Genomic DNA, 15,959 nt, shown 5'->3' on the forward strand with positions numbered 1-15,959 from the left:
CGGCTTTCCGCTCAGGCGACTTCGACCCGGTTTCTCCCGTTCGATTTCGCCGCGTACAAGGCACTGTCGGCGCGCGTGATGGCGGCGCCGATATCCTCTTCCGGTTTCAGCTCGGTCACGCCGAAGGACGAGGTGACACGCAGGCCATGCGGCCACTCCTGCGTGGTCATCGCGACCCGCAGTTTTTCCGCCAACATCGCGGCGTGCTCGATGTGGGTCTCCGGACACACGAGCAGGAACTCCTCACCTCCCCAGCGGACCAGCTTGTCGCTCGCGCGGACCTCGCGCCTGATGATGGCGGCAAAATGCCTCAGCACCTCATCGCCGGTGTTGTGCCCATGCCGGTCGTTGATCTGCTTGAAATGGTCGAGATCCATGAACACCACCGCCATCCCCTCGCCATAGTGCTCCGGAGTTTGCAGGCGCCTCATCAACGCCTCCCTGAGGCCCTGGCGATTCAAGGCCCCGGTGAGCGGATCGGTGTGGGCCTGGTCGGCCAGCTCGCGCGCCTCCAATTCCAGCGCCTTGTTGATGGTGGCCAGCAGTTCGAGGCGGGACTGGCTGGCCAGGAGACCGGACCGAAAGTGCAGCAGGCTGAGCGACAACCCGAATATCCCGCAGGCTATCCACGCGTACACCAGATACATGAGCAGTCTGGTCTTCGAAATCCATTTCCCCCGGAACTGGATCGAGCGCAGCTCCATCGTGACCACCTGGGCGCGCCCGATGCCTCCGGTCGACAGTTCCACCGCCGTCACGTTGTCCAGCCGGGTGTAGGTCTGGGCCAGCGGCACCTTGCGCATGTCCTTCCACCAGTCCGCCGTGCGCAGGAGGTTGACCGGGATCGTGAAGGTGGGCTGCGCGGGGAGCTCGAATTCGATCTGGTTGAAGCGCTGCGAGTTCCAGTCGTCGACGGTGGACAATTCCGGTTCGAAGTTAATGAGATAGAGCCTGATCTTTCGCGGCGATGGACCCTCGTAGTTCATGTCGAACGTGATCGTGTCGAACTGGGAAAAGTCCACGCCCTTGCCGCCCTCGCCCAACAGGAATTGCAGCTTGCAAAATGGCCACTGATAAGCCATCCCCAGCTCGCAGCGCATGACGAGGGCGTCCCTGGTTTGCACCAGGGACGCCACGGTATTGCCCTTCTCGTAGCGGTCGTCGGTCACCCTGGCGCCGTGCGGTTGGCGCGGCGAAAGCTCGAGCACCCGGGTCATGCCGAAGTGCTGCCAGATCAGCAGCGTGGGAGTCAGCAGCAACAACAGCCCCACCAGATACTGGGCCATCTTCATCGCGCGGGAGGGCGGCTGATTCATTCGCAGGCTAATGGTTGCTCACAGCAGGGATCATATATCGATACGCCACCGCGGGGCTAGTCGGTCTTTTTCCACACCGCCGGATTCGCCTCGATGGCCTGGATCAGGGCGTCCGAGATGGTCCTGTCGTCGGCGACCGACGGATGCCAGTTGCAGCCGGAGAACGTCAGGCCGTTCACCGCGATGAAGCCGACCCGGTCCTCGCCCGCCGCCTTCAGCCTGGCCACGACGGCCTTCACCTCCGCCTGGATTTCGCCGTTGGCGCCGTCCGTCGACCACAGCAGGAAGTGCGCCTGCGGATTCCTGGCGCGCAGCGCGTGGACGAACTGGACGTAACTCGCCTCGTAATCCGCATGCAGTTCGGCCCTGGTCTTCCATTTTTCGCCGGGATTCAGCGGGGTGGAAAAATCATTGGTCCCGAGCGAGATCACGATCAATTGGGGGCGCCAGGAAGCGGCCGTGTCGCGCGTGGCCTTGTCGAACAGGATGAAGGGATAGGCGACCGGCAATGGATCGCCGGCGAAGCCATTGAAGTTGCGCACGATACCGCGGCCGGAAATGGCGTGGACCCTGTAATCGGCGTTGTAGCGGGCCGCGGTGAGCGCCCCCAGGCCTTGGGTATTGTCGGTGGTGGACCAGATTTTCTCATCGTTGCACTCCCGTTCCGCCGAGGTATTGCCATACCCCACGGTGTGCGAATCGCCGATGAATTCGATTTGGCGCGCACGTCGCGGCGCCGGCAACGGGCGCGCGTCCGGGGCCAGGGCGAAGCCGCCAAACAGATTGGGGCCGGCCTGGCTTTCGTTGGCCACCGCGACGCGAACGGTATGCGCCCCGGCGTCCAGCCCTTCGATCACGTACCAGCCCGGGGCGGGTTTGCTCAAGGTGGCCGGCTCCTGCGCGTCGACGGTCACCCGCAGGTTGACATCGCCAGGGCCGACCCTGAAGTACAGGCTTCGCCCTTCGAAGGCGGTCTCGAAATAGGCGCCGGGCCACTGATATTTATAGCCGCCCGCCGCGCCCTCGCTCGACACGCGCCCGCCAATCGACGCGGGCAGGCTGGCAAATCCGGTTGGCGGCGCCGCGACCGCCGACACGGAGGGCTTGCCGGCGAACGCGGCCCCCGCCGCCAGGGCGCCCAACAGCGCCGCGATGATACCTCGCATCAATTGACTTCCCCTTCACGATGAAAACGATTTCACGCGAGACTATTACGCAAAGGCGCGCATTTGTAAAGGCGTGGACGGTTTTTTAAGCGAAGGGCTGGCCGATCGGGGCACCCTATTCCATCGACGCCATCAGCGCGTGGAAATACTTCGGCTCGCGGGTCTGGTACAGCTTGAACCAGGCCTCCAGCGTCGCCGGACGGAACACGTTCAACAGTTTGAACACCTCGTACGCGAACTCCAGCGGCGCCAGGCCGCTCGCGGTGATGAGGTTCCCGTCCCGCACCGCGGCTTGCTCCCGGTAGTGCGGACCGCCCGCGTAGGCGGGGCAGGACATGGCCAGGAATTCCCTTGCGTTGCTGGTGTGGGGCCGCTCGTCGAGCGCGCCGGCGCCGGCCAGCGCCGCGGTGGCGCCGCAGATGGCGGCCACCCGCTTGCCCTGGTCCAGTTGCTCCCGCGCGTAGCGAGCCATGGGTGCCGTTTCCGGCCGCTGCCAGGTCTCGCCTCCCGGCATCAGCAGCAGGTCGTCGGGCCCCATCCGCAGCGCGTCCAGGGCGATGTCGGGCTTGATCCGCATGCCGCCCATGGTCACGATCTCCTGGTCCGACAGGCCCACTTTCACGAGCGCGAAGTCGGCCGCCGGGTCGGCGAACATGCGCTTGCTGTGCAGTTCGGCCGTGATGTAGCCGATTTCCCAATCGGCCAGCGTATTCAAAACAACCAGGAACACTTTCATGTCTGCCTCCTGTTTTTCGAAACCTTTCGGAACCTTTCGAAACCTTATTTGCGCGCCAGTTCCGTCACCAGCACGAATATCTCGTGGCGTATGGCCGGTTTGGCGGCCTGCAACTCCTTGTCGGCCTTGATGTAGGCCGGCTTCGCCAGCTCGGCCTTTTCGGCGGCGCTGGGCTTGGGCGTGGTGTCGCCGATGCTGGGACCGCTGTTGTAGGTGTTCTTCAGCACCTTCTGGCCATAGGCGGACTGATAGAAGCGGACCATCTCCACCGCCGTCTCGGGCGTGACCAGCTTGGCCACCGGCGCGGCGAGGCGGCTGTAGACCTCTTCCGGCGTCACCTTGTCCAGCTTGGCCATCACGGCCAGGCGCTGCTGCTCGGTGGGATAGCGGCTGGAGCCGGCGACGGTGCGCATCAGCTTCTCGGCCTGCATGGCGGCCAGCAGGTCGTGCGCGGCTTTCACGGCCAGCGGGCTGGGGGCGGCGGCAGTGGCGGCGGCCGGCGCGGCGGTGGCCGCGCCCGGCAATACGCAAGCCGCGAGGGTCATCACGCCGCTTGCGGCCAGTGCTTTAATCGATTTCAAATTCAACTCCTTGTGTATGGGTACGTATGTCTACGGCGCATGCCGCCAGCCTCGCATCGTACCGCGGGGAGCCGAAAAAACGCTACACATTTGCCAACGGATGGCCGACACCGGCCTGTGTTGCGGGGATGACGGCGGCCGCCTGTCTTGCATGCAATTCGGAAACTATGATGCGATAATGACTCTGTTTATGGAAGTTCCCGCCTCTTAACGAACCACGGATAAAGAACGTGCCGCAGATCGAACGCAAGCTGGCCGCCATCATGGTGGCCGACATAGTCGGCTACAGCAGCATGATGGAACGGGACGAGTCGCGCACCTTCGCGCGGGTGCGCGCCGTGCGCGAAGGCCTGTTCAATCCCATCGTCGCGCAGTACGCGGGCCGCATCATCAAGACCACCGGCGACGGCTTCCTGGCCGAATTCCCCACCGGGACGGCCGCCCTGCACTGCGCCATCGACATCCAGCGCCAGAACCACGCCAACGAGGCCGGATCGCCCGAGGGCGAAAAGCTCCTGCTGCGCATCGGCATCAACCTGGGCGACATCATCATCGACGGCGACGACGTCTCCGGCGACGGTGTCAACGTCGCCGCCCGGCTGGAGCCCTACGCGCCCAAGGACGGCATCTGCGTCTCCAGCGCGGTGCGCGACCAGGTGCGCGGCGACCTCGACGTGCTGTTCGAGGACATGGGCGAACTGCACATCAAGAACATCACCCGTCCCATCCGCGCATACAGCATCAACCTCGCCAACACGCCGCTGGCCAAGCCCGGTCCGGCGGTGCCGGCGGCGCGGCGGAGCAAGCCCTTGCTGATCGCGGGCGCGGCCCTCGCCTGCCTGCTGGCCGGCGGCGGCTACCACTGGCAAAAATCGAACACGCCGCCAGCCACGCCGGCCGTCGCCGGCGAGGCCACGTCGGCCGCCGCGCTGTCGATCATCGTCCTGCCCTTCGCCAACCAGACCGGCGACCAGCAAAAAGCCTACGTCGCCGACGCGCTCACCAGCAGCATCACGGCGGACCTGTCGCGCATCCGCGACGCCTATGTGAGCTCGCCGGCGACCGCGCTCAGCTACAAGGACAAATCGCTGACGGCGCAGCAGATCGGCAAGGACGCGGGCGTGCGCTTCATCCTGCAGGGCAATGTGCTGAGCAGCGGTGAAAAGGTCCGCATCAGCGTCACCCTGACCAACGCGCAGACCGGCGCCACCCTGTGGGCCGACACGCTGGACGGCGACCTGACCAACCTGTTCGCGCTGCAGGACCAGGTGACCAACCAGATCGGCAACAGCATCGGCCGCCAGATGGTGATCGTGGCCGCCAGCGACAGCGAAAAGCATGTGGCCAGTCCCAAGGTGGCGGACCTGCTGCTGCGTTCCGCCGCCCTGCGCCTGCGCTCGCAGACCCTGCCCGTGCTGCAGCAGATCGAGGCGCTGGACCGGCAGGCGCTGTCGCTGGAGCCGAACAACGTCAACGCGCTGTCCGAGCTGGCCGTGTCGCTGTTCCGCCAGGCCTACAACTTCGGCAACCAGATGGAGCCCGAGCCGAAGGAAAGGAAATGGGCGGAGGTGCGCGACATCACCAAGAAGGTCAAGGAACTGGACCCGAACAACGCGGACATCCTGTACCCGATCGGCTTCTACGCCTCCAAGCACGACGACTTCCCCGGCTGGCGGCGCAGCGCCGAGGCCTACCTGGCGGCGCGGCCGAAAAGCCTGCTGCCGTATATCGGCATGGCCAATATGTACATCGCGATCGCGGAGCCGAGGAACGCCATCGACATGCTGAAAAAGGCCATCACGCTCGACCCCAGGCATCCACCCGAAACCATCTTCACCAACATGGCCCGCGCCCACATGGCGCTGGACGACAACGACGCGGCGCAGGAGTGGTGCCTGAAAGGGACCGAGATCCACCCCGCCTACGCCAACTGCTACGCCATCCTGGCCATGGTGTACGCGTCCAAGGGCGACACCGCCCGAAGCCGCGGCTCGCTCGACGACCTGCACCGGGTGGCTCCGCGCTACGGCATTCCCGAGTTCATGAAGCCACAGCCTTCCAGTCCGGCGGCCTACAAGACCTTCTACGAGGCCAAGTACCTGCCCATGTGGCGCAAGGCCGGATTGCCCGAGTAGCCGGCGCGGGCCGCGCTCTGGCTGTCGCCGGCGAACGCCCATGTTCGTGTAGACTCCCTTGCTTTCTTGAAAGGTTTTGAATGAAACATCTAGTGCTGGCAACCGCCGCCCTTCTCAGCTTTGCGCACTCCGCGAGCGCGCTCGACAACTCCGCCGCCGTCAAGGTGACGCCTCTGCTGAAAACCACCACGAGCTGGGATGGCAAGCCCATAGTCTATCCGCAGGGACAGGCCGAGGTAACGGCGTTGATCGTGGAGATCACCGCCGACGCGCAAACCGGCTGGCACGAGCATCCCGTCCCGTCGTTTGCGTACGTGCTCGAGGGGACGCTGGAGGTCAAGCTCGGCAAGGGAGAAACCAAGATCATGCGCGCCGGCGAAGTGCTGCCGGAAGTGGTCGGCACGCTGCACAATGGCCGCGCCCTCGAGGGGAAAAACGTCAAGCTGCTCGTGCTCTATACCGGATCGGTGGAAAAGAAACTCACCATCACGCATCCCGAGTTCACACCGGCGGCGCCGAACGCTCCAGCCACACGCTGACACTCCTCGTCATCCCGGCGCGAATGGACGTGGCCCGGCCGGCCCGCGGTGCGCGGCAACCGCCCGGCTTCGGCTATAGTCATCTCTTCAGCCCACAGCCGCCCGCCATGCCCAACCATACCGCGCCGTTTTACATCGTCATGAACGCCGGATCGGGTCACGAGGAGACCGATCTGCGCACCAGCACCATCACCGATGTGCTCAATGGCGCGGGGCGCGCCTTCCATCTCCGGATCGTCGAGCACGGGAACGAACTGGCGGACATCGCCGCCTGGGCCGTGCGCGAGGCGCGCGCGAACAACGGCGTGGTGGTGGCGGCCGGCGGCGACGGCACCATCAACACGGTGGCGCACCAGGCGGTGGGCTCGGGGTGCCCGTTCGCGGTGCTGCCCCAGGGCACCTACAACTACTTCGCGCGCACCCACGGCATTCCCGAGGACCTGGGCGACGCGGTCCGCGCCCTGCTGGACGCGCGCACGGAGGCCGTGCAGATCGGCATGGTCAACAATCGCGTCTTCCTCGTCAACGCCAGCATCGGCCTTTACCCGACCATTCTGGAGGAGCGCGAGATCGACAAGAAGCAGTACGGCCGCAGCCGGCTGGTGGCGCTGCTGTCGGCGCTCAAGACCATCCTGGGATCGGTGCGCCAGATGCGCATCGTCATCGAGCAGGACGGCGTCCAGCGCAAACTGCGCACGCCCACCCTGTTTGTCGGCAACAACCGGCTGCAGATGGAGCAAGTCGGCATCACGCCGATGTCCGAGGCGCTCGAGGATGGGGAGTTGGCGGCGCTCGCCCCCAAGACGGCGGGCAGCCTGGCCCTGCTGGGCCTGTTTCTTCGCGGCGCGCTGGGACGCCTCGGCGAGGCGGAGGACGTGGTGGTGTTCAGCTTCAAGCGCATGACGGTGAAGAAGCGCAAGCTGCCCGGCCGCCCGCGCATCAAGGTCGCCACCGACGGCGAGGTGAACGTCATGACCACGCCGCTGGAATTCAAGGTGGTGGAAGGCAAACTGCTGCTGCTCAAACCGGCGCCGGTTCCGGCGCCGGACATGTGACCGGCCGCCGATCGGCGACCGGCCAGTTTCTCGCACCGTCAGCTCCGCGCCTTGCGGTACGCGAACCGCGCCAGCACCGGCAGCACGAACAAGGTCAGCACGGTGGACGACAGGATGCCGCCGATGACCACCGTGGCCAGCGGCCGTTGGACCTCGGCGCCGGTGCCGACCGCGATCGCCATCGGCACGAAGCCCAGCGACGCGACCAGCGCCGTCATCAGCACCGGCCGCAGGCGGCTGGAGGCGCCTTCGACCACCGCGTCGCCGGACGGCATGCCCTGCGCCATCAGCGCGCGTATCTGCGAGATCATCACCAGCCCGTTCAGCACCGCCACGCCGCACAGCGCGATGAAGCCGACGCCGGCCGACATCGACATCGGCAACCCGCGCAGCCACAGCGCGAGCACGCCGCCCGTCAGCGCGAACGGCACGCCGGTGAACACCAGCAGCCCGTCCTTCAGGTTGCCGAACATGGCGAACAGCAGCGCCGCCAGCACCAGCAGCGTGAGCGGCAGCACCACTTGCAGCCGCTTGCCGGCGGACTGCAGTTGCTCGAACGTGCCGCCCCAGGTGGTCCAGTAGCCGGCGGGCAGCGGCACCTTGGCGCGGATGCTGCGCTCGGCCTCGGCGACGAAGCTGCCGATGTCGCGGCCCCGCACATTGGCCGTCACCACCACGTTGCGCTTGCCGTTCTCGCGTCCCACCTGGTTGGCGCCGGGCGTGGTGTCGAACACCGCGATCTCGCCCAGTTCCACGTAGGACGCCGGCGCGCCCTCGCGCGCGGGCAGCCGGACCGGCAGGCGGCGGATGTGGTCCGGGTCGTTGCGCAACTGTTCCGGCATGCGCACCACGATGCTGAAGCGCCGGTCGCCCTCGAACATCACGCCGGCCTCGCGGCCGCCAACGGCGGTCGATATGGTGGCTTGCACGTCGCCGATGCTCAGGCCCAGGCGCGCGGCCTTCTCCCGGTCGATGCGGATGGTCAGCATCGGCAGGCCTGTGGTGCGGTCGAACTTCACGTCCGCAGCCCCGGGCACGCCCTCCATCACCTCGGCGATGCGTTCGGCCATGTCCTGCATCGCGGCCATGTCGTCGCCGAACACCTTCACGGCCACGTCGCTGCGCACGCCGGAAATCAGTTCGTTGAAACGCATCTGGATCGGCTGCGTGAACTCGTAGTTGTTGCCCGGGACCTTGGCGGCCACCGCCTCCATGGCCGCCACCAGGGCGGCCTTGGGCCGGCGCGGATCGGGCCACTGGTCGCGCGGCTTGAGCATCACGTAGGTGTCCGTCACGCTGGGCGGCATCGGATCGCTGGCGATTTCCGCCGTGCCCAGCTTGGAGAACACCGTGCTCACCTCGGGGAAGGCCTTCAGCGCCGTCTCCAGCTCCAGCTGCATCGTCACCGCCTGCGTCAGGCTGGTGCCGGGGATGCGCATGGCGTGCAGCGTGATGTCGCCCTCGTCCATCGTGGGAATGAACTCCGTGCCCAGGCGGAAGGCCAGCAACACGCTGAGGGCCACGGTGACGGCGGCGCCGGCGGCGATGGCCGGCGCGTGCCGGAAGGCCTTGTTCAGCGACTGCACGTAGCGGCTGGTGGCGGCCTCCATGACGCGGCCCGGACGCTCTTGCACCGGCTTGTCCAGCAACAGCGCCACGGCGGCGGGCACGAAGGTCACCGACAGGATCATGGCGCCGACCAGCGCCGCCACCACTGTGAAAGCCATGGGATGGAACATCTTGCCTTCGATGCCGCCCAGCGCGAACACCGGCAGGTAGACGACGATGATGATCAACTGCCCGAACAGCAGCGGGCGGCGCGCCTCGCGCGCGGCGGCGAACACCTCGGCGTAACGCTCCTCGCGCGTGAGCGCCCTGCCCGCCGCGGCCTGCGCGTGCGCCAGCCGCCGCACACAGCTTTCCACGATCACCACCGCGCCATCGACGATGATGCCGAAGTCCAGCGCGCCAAGGCTCATCAGGTTGGCGCTGACGCCGTTACCCGCCATGGCGCTGAAGGTGAACAGCATGGACAGCGGGATCACGGCGGCCGTCAGCAGCGCCGCGCGGAAGTTGTGCAGGAACAGGAACAGCACGGCCACCACCAGCGCCGCGCCCTCCAGCAGGTTCTGGCGCACGGTGGCGATGGCCTTGTCCACCAGTATCGTGCGGTCGTAGACGGGGCGCGCCTGCACGCCCTTGGGCAGGCTGCGGTTCACTTCCGCCAGCCGCGCGTCCACGGCGCGCGAGACTTCGCGGCTGTTCTCGCCCACCAGCATGAACACCGTGGCCAGCACGACCTCGTGCCCATCCTCGGTGGCCGCGCCGGAGCGCAGCTCCTTGCCCAGGCCCACTTCGGCCACGTCCTTCACCCGCACCGGCACGCCGGCGCGGGTGGAGATCACCACGTTCGCCAGGTCCGCAATCGAGGTGGCCTGTCCCGGCGCGCGCACCAGGTACTGCTCGCCGTTGCGTTCGATGTAGCCCGCGCCCACGTTGCCGTTGTTGCGCTCCAGGGCCTCCACCACGTCGCCGATATCGAGACCATAGGCCACCAGCTTGCCCGGCACCGGCGCCACCTGGAATTCCTTGGCGTAGCCGCCGATCGGGTTGATGTCGGTGACGCCCGGCACGGTGCGCATCTGCGGCTTGATGACCCAGTCCTGGATCTCGCGCAGGTCCATCGGCGTGTAGGGCGTGCCGTCCGGCTTGAGCGCGCCCTCGCGCGCCTCCACGGTCCACATGTAGATCTCGCCCAGGCCGGTGGCGATGGGTCCCATCTGCGGTTCCAGTCCGGCCGGCAGGCGGCCGCGCGCCTCCTGCACGCGCTGGTTCACCAGCTGGCGCGCGAAGTGGATGTCGGTGCCGTCCTTGAACACCACCGTCACCTGCGACAGGCCGTAGCGCGACAGCGAGCGGGTTTGCTCCAGGTTGGGCAGGCCCGCCATCACCGTCTCGATGGGGAAGGTGATGCGCTGCTCGGCCTCCAGCGGCGAATAGCCCGGCGCGGCCGTGTTGACCTGCACCTGCACGTTGGTGATGTCCGGCACCGCGTCGATGGATAGCCTGGTGTAGCTGAAGGCGCCCACCGCCGTCATCACCAGCACGGCCATCATCACCAGCCAGCGCTGGCGTATCGAGAACTGGATGAGGCGGTCGAAGAGATTGGAGTCAGTGCTCATGGCTGGCCGCCGCCTTTCCGAGTTCCGCCTTGATCAGGAAGCTGTTCTTGGCGGCGTACTTCTCGCCAGCCTGCAGCCCTTCCAGCACCTCGGTGGACTGGCCGTCGCTCCGGCCCAGTTTCAGGGGGCGGGCCTCGAAGGCGTCGCCGTAGCGGCCGAAGACCACCGTGGCGCCGTTCAGTTCCTGCAGGGCCTCGTTCACCACTGCCACCTTCACCGGTTCCTCGGCGGCCACCAGCTCCACCTGCACCGGTATGCCGGGACGCCACAGGCCGTCCTTGTTGGCCAGCACCACGCGCGCCCTGGCGCTGCGGCTTTCCTCGCCGACCACGGCGTCGATGTGGGAGACGATGCCCTTGCCGTCGGCGTCGAACGACGTCCCGCGGACGGACACGCGCTGGCCGCGCTTCACGGCCGACAGGTCCTTCAGCGGCACGGTGACCTCCACCCACACCTCGGACAGGTCGACGATGGTGAAGATGGGCGTGTCCTCCTTGACCGCCTCGCCGTTGCTGACGTGGCGCGCCGCCACCGTGCCCGCGATCGGGGCGCGGATCTCGTAGCGCGTGAGCCCCGCGCCGCCGCCGGCCGCCGCGCCGTAGGAGGCCAGCTTGTCGCGCGCGGCGCGGTGGGTGATCTCGGCCTCCTGCATGGCCGCGCGGGCCTGCTGGTAGTCCTGCTCGGCCGAGATCTTCTCCTCCCACAGCCTGCGTTCACGCTCGAAGGTCTGCCTGGCCAGCTCCAGCCTGCGCTGCGCCGCCAGCAGGTCGGAACGCTGGTCGGCCAGGCCGGTGCTGGACAGCACCGCCAGCACCTGGCCCTTCGCGACCTTTTCGCCCGCGCTCACGCGCACCTGCTCGGCCACGCCGGACAGGCGCGGCACCACGTGCACCTGGCGCTCGTCGTTGGCGCGCACCTCGCCCGCCAGATTGAGCACCGTGCGGATGCTGGCCGGACCGGCGGCGTGCACATCCACGCCGCTGCGCTGCAGCTGTTTCGCGTCCATCGTCACGCGCGCCTCGACCTGCTCGAACGCGAAGCGGTGCGCCTTGCCCGCCGCCTTCGCGTCGATGGTGGCCTTGAAGGAATGGGGTTCCTCGATGATGGCGCGGCTCTTGTAGTGGTCCTGCTCGCGCGCGAACTCGATGCGTTGCGGCGCCCTGCCCAGGCGTTCGAGCTGCACCGTCACCGCCAGGTCGCCCGCCAGCGGCTTGCCGCCGGTGTAGGCGTAGACATGGAACTCGGGTTCGTGGCCCTCTTCCGAGATCTTCAGCTCCAGGCCGAAGTCGCCGTCGGTGAACATGCGGCCGCCGTGCGGCCCCTTCACGGTCTGGTCGCCCGTGTCCTCGGCGCGGACCTCCTTGGCCGCCGGCTTGGCGCCGGGGCCGGCTGCGGATTCGGCCGCGTGCTCGCCGCTTTCGGCGTGGCCGTGGCCATGCTCGTCTTCCTCGTGGCCGCCGCCTTCGCGCAGCAATGCGAACGCGGCGATGGCGCCGACCAGTACGACGGCGGCGATGCCCGTGATGTGGCGTTTTGCGATGGGGAGTTTCATGGATTTTCTTTCGTCTCGTCCGGGCCCAGGATGCGTTCCAGGCGGGCGTAGGCCCGCCAGGCTTCGCGCAGCGCCTGGGTGTATTGGGTGCGTGCGGCGACCAGCGTGCGCTGGGCGTCCAGTACGTCGATGAGGTTGAATTTGCCGTATTCGTAGCCCTTGGCGCTGGCGTCGAACGCCGATTGGGCGGCGGGAATCACGGTGTCGCGCACCAGGCGGGCCTCCTCGGCGCGCTGGATCACCTGTTCCCGCGCGAGGCGGTACTCGCCCTCGACGCGGACGGCGGCGCTGCGCAGTTCCGCCTGGGCGGTGTCGGCGCGGCCCAGGGCCTCGGCCAGCCTGCCCTGATTGCGGTCGAACAACGGCAGCGGCACCGAGATGCCGATGATGTTCTGGCGGCGCTGGGCCTCGCCCTCGCGCTTCACGCCCACGCTCAGCGTCAGGTCCGGGGACTGGCGCGAGCGTTCCACGCCGGCCAGCGCGGCCGAGTGGGCCGATTCGGCCTGGGCCTTGGCCAGCAGCGGCGAGCGGGCGTAGCGGGCGGCCAGCAGCGCCGGCGGCGGCAACTCGGGAAGCGCCACCCCCTCCGCGCCCAGGCGCGATTCAGGGGACAGACCCTCCGCGCCACAAGCCGAAGCGGGGACGGGCGTCCCGGAACGCGGGTCTGTCCCCGGCCCACGCCGGCTCTCGCAAGCACTTGATTCGCCGGCACCGACATCCGAGCCGGAAGTCAACCGCGCGTATGAACGTCCCAGCAACTGCGCGAGCTGCTGCCTCGCAGCGGCCAGTTCACCCGCCGCCTGCGCCGCCTCGATTCGCGCGGCGGATTCGGCCAGGCGCGCCTTGGCGTCCTCCACCGGCGACACCTTGCCCGCCTTCACCCGGCGCGCGACCGTGTCGGCCGCGCGCGCGGCCAGCGCCTGGGCGTCCCGCGCGTACGCCAGATGCGCCTCGGCGGCGATGGCGTCGTAATACGCCGTCGTCACGCCGGCGCGCAGTTCCGCGCCGCGCAGCTCCAGTTCCGCCCGCGCCAGCGCCTGCGCCTCCGAGGCCGCCTTGACGCGCGCGGAACGCTTGCCGCCCAGTTCCACGGTCTGGTTGATCTGGTACGTGGTGCTGCGCGTGGCCGCGTCCCCGCCCTCGCGCAAGGCGCTGAGTTCGGGGTTGGGGATGGCGGCCGCCTGCGACGCCAGGCCGGGAGTGGCCGCCAGCGTGTTGCGGGCGGCGGCCAGGCCGGGATCGGCGGCCCAGGCTTCCTGCAGGGCGCGCGCCAGCGTCGGCGGCGGGAATGGGGGCGCGGCCGGTCCGCCTTGCGGCTCCGCCTGCGCAAGCGCAGGGGCGGAGGCAAGCAGGCCGGCGCACACGCCCAATGTGAGCATGATGCGATGCATATGAATTCTCCAAGTCTTACGGCGAGGGAATCCGGCGGGCGCGTGGGCGCCGTGGAATCAAAGGGAGGGTGAAGCCCGCCGGATCAGGCGGGCAGCCACTTGGGCCGCTCGGGCCGTTCGAGGTAGGAGTTGGAGTGCAGCGGGTCGGTATGGGAGCGGATCGCGGCGGTGGGCATCAGCGGTCCGTCGAAGTCGCCGGCCCACGAGGTGGGCACGACACTGCCGCCATGGCAGGCGACGCAGCAGTTGCAGCAATTGCAGTAACCGTTCTTCTCGTGCAGCTCGTCGGCGGCGCTGGCCGCGTCCGCGGCCGGGCCTTGCTGCGCCACCACGGCGCCGGGCAGTTCCACGCACAGATCGACCATCGCCCAGGCGGACTGGAACGACATGGAGATCAGCAGCAGGAGAATGACGAGGCGGCGCATGGGGCCGATTATATAGCAGAACCGTCCCGCCCCGCGCAAGCCGTAAACGAACACCGGCCCCGCGGGATACGCGGGGCCGGATTGGCGGGGCCTGGCGCGGCCTGGCGCCGGCCTACGCGATCAGAACTCTTCCCAGTCGCTGTTCGCGCCGTTGGCGACCGCGCGCGGCTTCTGGACGGGCGCGGGGTGGGCCACCGCCAGCTTGCGCACCGGCGCGGCGGGCTTGACGGCCTGCTTGGCCGCGGGCCGCGGCGCGCGCGCCACCGGGGCGGCCGGCGCCGCGGTCAGGTACACGTCGTCGAGCTTGAACACGCTGACCACCTGCGACAGGCCGGACGCGCGCTCGTGCAGCGAATCGGCGGCCGACGCGGCCTGCTCCACCAGGGCCACGTTCTGCTGCGTCAAGCCGTCCATCTGCGTGATGGCGGAGTGGATCTGGTCCAGGCCCGCCGTCTGCTCCTGGCTGGCCGTGGTGATCTCGCTCATGATGCTGGTCACGCGCTGGATGCTGGTGACGATCTCCTGCATCGTCGCGCCGGCCTGGTCCACCAGCTTGGCGCCGCTGTCGACCTTGTTCACGGAATCGTCGATCAGCGCCTTGATCTCCTTGGCGGCCGCCGCCGAGCGCTGCGCCAGGTTGCGCACCTCGGACGCCACCACCGCGAAGCCCCTGCCCTGCTCGCCCGCGCGCGCCGCTTCCACCGCCGCGTTCAAGGCCAGGATGTTGGTCTGGAAGGCGATGCCGTCGATCACGCCGATGATGTCGACGATCTTCTTCGACGAGTCGTTGATGGAACCCATGGTGTCGACCACCTGGGACACCACCAGGCCGCCCTTGACCGCCACCTCGGAGGCCGACTGCGCCAGCTGGTTGGCCTGGCGCGCGTTGTCGGCGTTCTGCTTGACGGTGCCGGTCAGCTCCTCCATCGAGGAGGCGGTCTGCTCCAGCGAGCCGGCCTGCTCGGCGGTGCGCTGCGACAGGTCCATATTGCCGGCGGCGATCTGCCCGGAGGCGGCGGAGATGGTGTCCGTGCTGCCGCGCACCTCGGACACGATGTCGGCCAGGCTGCCCTTCATCTTGTCCAGCGCCGTCAGCAGCGAGCCGATCTCGTTGCTGCTGCGCGCCTCGGCCCGGCCGGTGAGGTCGCCCTCGGCCACGCGATTGGCCACGTCCATGGCCTGCTTCAGCGGCGCGGAAATCGCGCCCACCAGCACCACGCCGGCGGCCAGGCCGAGCCCGGCGCCCAGCACCACCACCAGGAACATGACGTTGCGGGTGCGTTCCAGGCTGGCCTTGACCGCCTCGTCGTTCGCTTTCACGCGCTTCTCGGTGAAGGCGGTGAAGGCCTTCATGGCCTCGTCGCCGACGCGGTAGGACGGGTTGATCTTCTTGATCAGCACCATCTCGGCGTCGTCCCACTGCTCGGCCTTGATGGCGGTGGCGGCGGCCTTGATGTGGTCCAGGCCCAGGCCCCCGCTCTTGTTGAACCACTCCTCGGCGAGCTTGCGCTCCTCGTCCGACTTGATGCTGGCGAGGTATTTCTCCCAGTTCTTGGCCAGCCGCGCCGACGTGGTGTCGATGATGGTCCAGTGGTTGGTCAGCGGGTGGTCGTGCAGCTTGTGCCACTCGAAGGCCGTGTTGTGCTGCAGCGCCTGGAGGATCTGGCTGCGGTTGGTTTCCATGTCCAGCCGGACGGCGGTGCGCTCGGTGGCGTTTTGCTGGTCCGCCAGGGTCACATCATTCAGCAGGGCGGCCGAGTGATTGGCTCCGTAGATGCCCATCACGCCGATCACCAGCATGAGTGTTATGAGGAACGCCAGTGCGACCACCACCAGGTTCTTGATCTTGATATTAGCCAGCATGTAATACTCCTTACTTGA

12 protein-coding genes are annotated in these 15,959 nt (G+C 67.8%); 3 read left to right on the plus strand and 9 right to left on the minus strand.

Annotated features, from left to right (window positions below; genetic code table 11):
* Positions 1-11: 11 nt before the first annotated feature.
* From BM436_RS08435 to BM436_RS08450, 4 genes are all read right to left on the minus strand, one after another.
* A complete protein-coding gene (locus BM436_RS08435) occupies positions 12-1,316 on the minus strand; it encodes a GGDEF domain-containing protein (RefSeq protein ID WP_093555067.1) in 1,305 nt (434 codons plus the stop codon).
* Between the two features lie 56 nt (positions 1,317-1,372).
* Positions 1,373-2,482, minus strand: coding sequence for an SGNH/GDSL hydrolase family protein (locus tag BM436_RS08440; RefSeq protein ID WP_093555068.1), 1,110 nt, complete (start codon positions 2,480-2,482; stop codon positions 1,373-1,375).
* Between the two features lie 115 nt (positions 2,483-2,597).
* Positions 2,598-3,218 carry a DJ-1/PfpI family protein gene (locus tag BM436_RS08445; protein ID WP_093555069.1) on the minus strand — a complete coding sequence of 207 codons (621 nt, stop codon included), beginning with the start codon at positions 3,216-3,218 and terminating at the stop codon, positions 2,598-2,600.
* A gap of 44 nt (positions 3,219-3,262) precedes the next feature.
* Positions 3,263-3,799, minus strand: a complete 537-nt coding sequence (locus BM436_RS08450; protein ID WP_177307060.1) for a hypothetical protein — start codon at positions 3,797-3,799, stop codon at positions 3,263-3,265.
* A 230-nt stretch (positions 3,800-4,029) separates the two neighbouring features.
* Between BM436_RS08450 and BM436_RS08455 the strand changes: the two genes are divergently transcribed.
* The 3 genes from BM436_RS08455 to BM436_RS08465 all read left to right on the plus strand — a co-directional run bounded on the left by BM436_RS08455 (position 4,030) and on the right by BM436_RS08465 (position 7,528).
* A complete protein-coding gene (locus tag BM436_RS08455) occupies positions 4,030-5,934 on the plus strand; it encodes an adenylate/guanylate cyclase domain-containing protein (RefSeq protein WP_093555071.1) in 1,905 nt (634 codons plus the stop codon).
* 80 nt (positions 5,935-6,014) lie between these two features.
* A complete protein-coding gene (locus tag BM436_RS08460; RefSeq protein WP_093555072.1) occupies positions 6,015-6,473 on the plus strand; it encodes a cupin domain-containing protein in 459 nt (152 codons plus the stop codon).
* 107 nt (positions 6,474-6,580) lie between these two features.
* On the plus strand, positions 6,581-7,528 hold the full coding sequence (locus BM436_RS08465; protein WP_093555073.1) for a diacylglycerol/lipid kinase family protein: 948 nt from the start codon (positions 6,581-6,583) through the stop codon (positions 7,526-7,528).
* Positions 7,529-7,566: 38 nt separating this feature from the next.
* On the opposite strand, the gene BM436_RS08470 is transcribed toward BM436_RS08465, so the two are convergent.
* From BM436_RS08470 to BM436_RS08490, 5 genes are all read right to left on the minus strand, one after another.
* The gene (locus tag BM436_RS08470; protein ID WP_093555074.1) at positions 7,567-10,710 is read right to left on the minus strand and encodes an efflux RND transporter permease subunit; all 3,144 of its coding nucleotides are present in this window, start codon (positions 10,708-10,710) and stop codon (positions 7,567-7,569) included.
* The gene (locus BM436_RS08475; protein WP_093555075.1) at positions 10,700-12,262 is read right to left on the minus strand and encodes an efflux RND transporter periplasmic adaptor subunit; all 1,563 of its coding nucleotides are present in this window, start codon (positions 12,260-12,262) and stop codon (positions 10,700-10,702) included. The genes BM436_RS08470 and BM436_RS08475 overlap by 11 nt, the downstream gene beginning before the upstream one ends.
* The gene (locus tag BM436_RS08480) at positions 12,259-13,653 is read right to left on the minus strand and encodes a TolC family protein (RefSeq protein WP_093555076.1); all 1,395 of its coding nucleotides are present in this window, start codon (positions 13,651-13,653) and stop codon (positions 12,259-12,261) included. Before BM436_RS08480 ends, BM436_RS08475 begins: the two co-directional genes overlap by 4 nt.
* 83 nt (positions 13,654-13,736) lie before the next feature.
* Complete coding sequence (locus tag BM436_RS08485; protein ID WP_093555077.1) at positions 13,737-14,078, minus strand: hypothetical protein; 342 nt, start codon at positions 14,076-14,078, stop codon at positions 13,737-13,739.
* Between the two features lie 120 nt (positions 14,079-14,198).
* The gene (locus BM436_RS08490) at positions 14,199-15,941 is read right to left on the minus strand and encodes a methyl-accepting chemotaxis protein (protein ID WP_093555078.1); all 1,743 of its coding nucleotides are present in this window, start codon (positions 15,939-15,941) and stop codon (positions 14,199-14,201) included.
* Positions 15,942-15,959: the final 18 nt, after the last annotated feature.

The sequence above is a fragment of the Pseudoduganella namucuonensis genome (assembly GCF_900116645.1).
Lineage (GTDB): Bacteria > Pseudomonadota > Gammaproteobacteria > Burkholderiales > Burkholderiaceae_D > Rugamonas > Rugamonas namucuonensis.